This window comes from Amycolatopsis echigonensis (assembly GCF_014174495.1).
GTDB classification, from domain to species: domain Bacteria; phylum Actinomycetota; class Actinomycetes; order Mycobacteriales; family Pseudonocardiaceae; genus Amycolatopsis; species Amycolatopsis echigonensis.
Genome location: NZ_JACJHR010000208.1, coordinates 1 through 2104, shown reverse-complemented (window position 1 = coordinate 2104; position 2104 = coordinate 1). Strand labels below are relative to the sequence as shown.

Sequence of the window (2104 nt, the reverse complement as noted above, 5' to 3'; positions counted from 1 at the left end):
GATGCCGTGTCGGGTGCCGGACGCCGAGCGGGTCCCGCACGTGGCGAAATTGGCCCAGCGGTCACGCAAGCCCGCCTCCGGCGGCATAGCCACGGTTTGCCAGCACAATCGAGGCGTGCAGGAAGTCCGGTGATGCCGTTTGATTGATCAGCTCCGGCGAAGACCTATCGTCTCGCCGAGATGGACGGCACCGTCCGCAGAGCCGTCGCAGCCTGCGCACGAATGTCCTGCCCCGCGGTGCGGGAACAGCTGGATTTCGGTGTCGGCGTCCCGCCCGGCAGGCACCGGGCCTGACGATTCCCTCGCGAGGAGGGCGGCACCGTAGGCACCGGTGATCTGGGGATGCTCCGGCACCCGCACCTCGAGGTCGAGTGCCTGTTCCAGGAACCGCACGGCGGCGGGGTTCCTGGCGACGCCACCGGTCAGCACGACCGGCGCGTGCCGTCCGACCTGCGCCACCAGCGCCAGCGTCCGGCCCGCGATCGCGCGGTGCACGGACGCCGCGATGTCCGGCGCCGGAAGTCCTTCCGCCAGCATGGAAACGATCTCCGTCTCGGCGAAGGTCGCGCACATACTGCTGACTTCCAGATCCTGCTTGCCGCGCAACGCCAGCTCCCCCAGCGTGCCGATCTCGCATTCGAGCGCCCGCGCCAGCACCTCGTAGAACCGACCGGTGCCGCTGGCGCAGCGGTCGTTCATCGCGAAGTCGTCCACGAGACCGTCCGCGTCGACGGTGATCGCTTTGCTGTCCTGGCCGCCGATGTCGATGATCAGCTTGGCCCCGGGGCACATCTCGGCGGTGCCCCGGGCGTGACAGGTGATCTCGGTGAACGTCCGCTGCGCGCCGGGTACGAGCTTGCGCCCGTACCCGGTCGACACAGTGCCGCGCACGTCTCCTTCGGCTATGTCAGCGTCCGCGAGCGCGTCGTCGATGGCCGCGTGCATGCCTTTCCGGCTCACCGCGCCCATCTGGATCACGCTGGCCCCCGCGATGGCGCCGGTTTCGTCCACGACGACGGCCTTCGCGGTGGTGGAGCCGAGATCGACCCCGAGGTAGTACGCGGTCATGAGATCGGCGCGAACCCGGCGGGCAACGCCCCGCGCTGCCTGCGGACGTCGATCGCTTCCAGCATGGCTACCAGACGCGACTCCAGGATGCCGTCCTTGTAGAACGCCGCGTCCGCCACGTCGCCTTCGAAGAAGATCGACGGGATGCCCAGTTTGTCCTGCGCGGACTTGGCCAGCAGCCGCTGCGGCCCCGTGAAGGCGCGGCAGGTGCGGGTGGAGTGGAACACCAGCCCGTCGAGGTCGTACTCCTCGCAGTCCCGCAACGTCAGGTACTCCAGCGTTTTGGCACCGTGGTTGGTGGGGCACAGCAGGTAATGCTGCGCCATGCCCATGATCGGGTCGCTGGTTTCGATCAGCTGCGGCTCCTGCCAGAACGCGTTCTGGATGTAGCGCCCGGCCAGCACCGCCACGCCGTACTCGGCGAATTTCCTCGACAGGAAGCCGAGTTTGTTCCAGTTCATGATGCCGTCGAAGTACAGCCGGTACTTTTCGTCCTTGACCGCCGAGACGCCGCTGTCGATCCGGTCCTGGATCTCGTCGCGCACGGCCGCGAAGTAGTCGACCAGATCCTGGTTGCCGGGCAGGAAATTGATCGGGGCGACGCTCGCGATCCAGTCCCAGAACGTCGCGGGAGCAGGCTTCGCCTTGCACAGGTCGAGACCCTCGCGGCGAAGCTCGGCAGCGCACTTGATGTAGGTCATGCTTTCCGACAGCGCGTCGTAGTCGAACGGCCGGCCGGTCTGCTGCTCGAGGAAGTCGATGAGATTCCGCAGCTGCTCGGCGACGAACTTCGAAGCGTCCTCCCATTCCTCGCCCGTGAGGTAACCGGAGTCCGGTTTGTTGCCCCAGAGGAACGGGTGGGAGATGTTGAAGATGGGGAGCTTCTTGCCGAAGACGCGGTATGAGATGCCGTCCCACTGCTGGCCGGTGCTGCAGCCCGCGTAGTTGTTGACGAAGAAGTCGGGCGCGGGCAGCTTCGCGGCCAGCACCTCCTGGTCGTGCACCCCGACGACACCCGTCTGGTCGCCCTCGGAGC

General features: G+C 67.1%; 2 protein-coding genes. Both read right to left on the bottom strand.

Annotated features, from left to right (window positions below):
• Positions 1 to 147: 147 nt before the first annotated feature.
• The gene (locus H5411_RS46285) at positions 148 to 1068 is read right to left on the bottom strand and encodes an acyl-CoA dehydratase activase (RefSeq protein ID WP_183128000.1); all 921 of its coding nucleotides are present in this window, start codon (positions 1066 to 1068) and stop codon (positions 148 to 150) included.
• On the bottom strand, positions 1065 to 2104 hold a 1040-nt coding region (locus H5411_RS46280), incomplete at its 5' end, for a 2-hydroxyacyl-CoA dehydratase subunit D (protein ID WP_183127999.1). The genes H5411_RS46280 and H5411_RS46285, both read right to left, overlap by 4 nt.

Bases quoted from the DNA above. Each gene is read 5' to 3' on its own strand.
- H5411_RS46285 (WP_183128000.1), bottom strand. From the start codon at position 1,068: ATGACCGCGTACTACCTCGGGGTCGATCTCGGCTCCACCACCGCGAAG.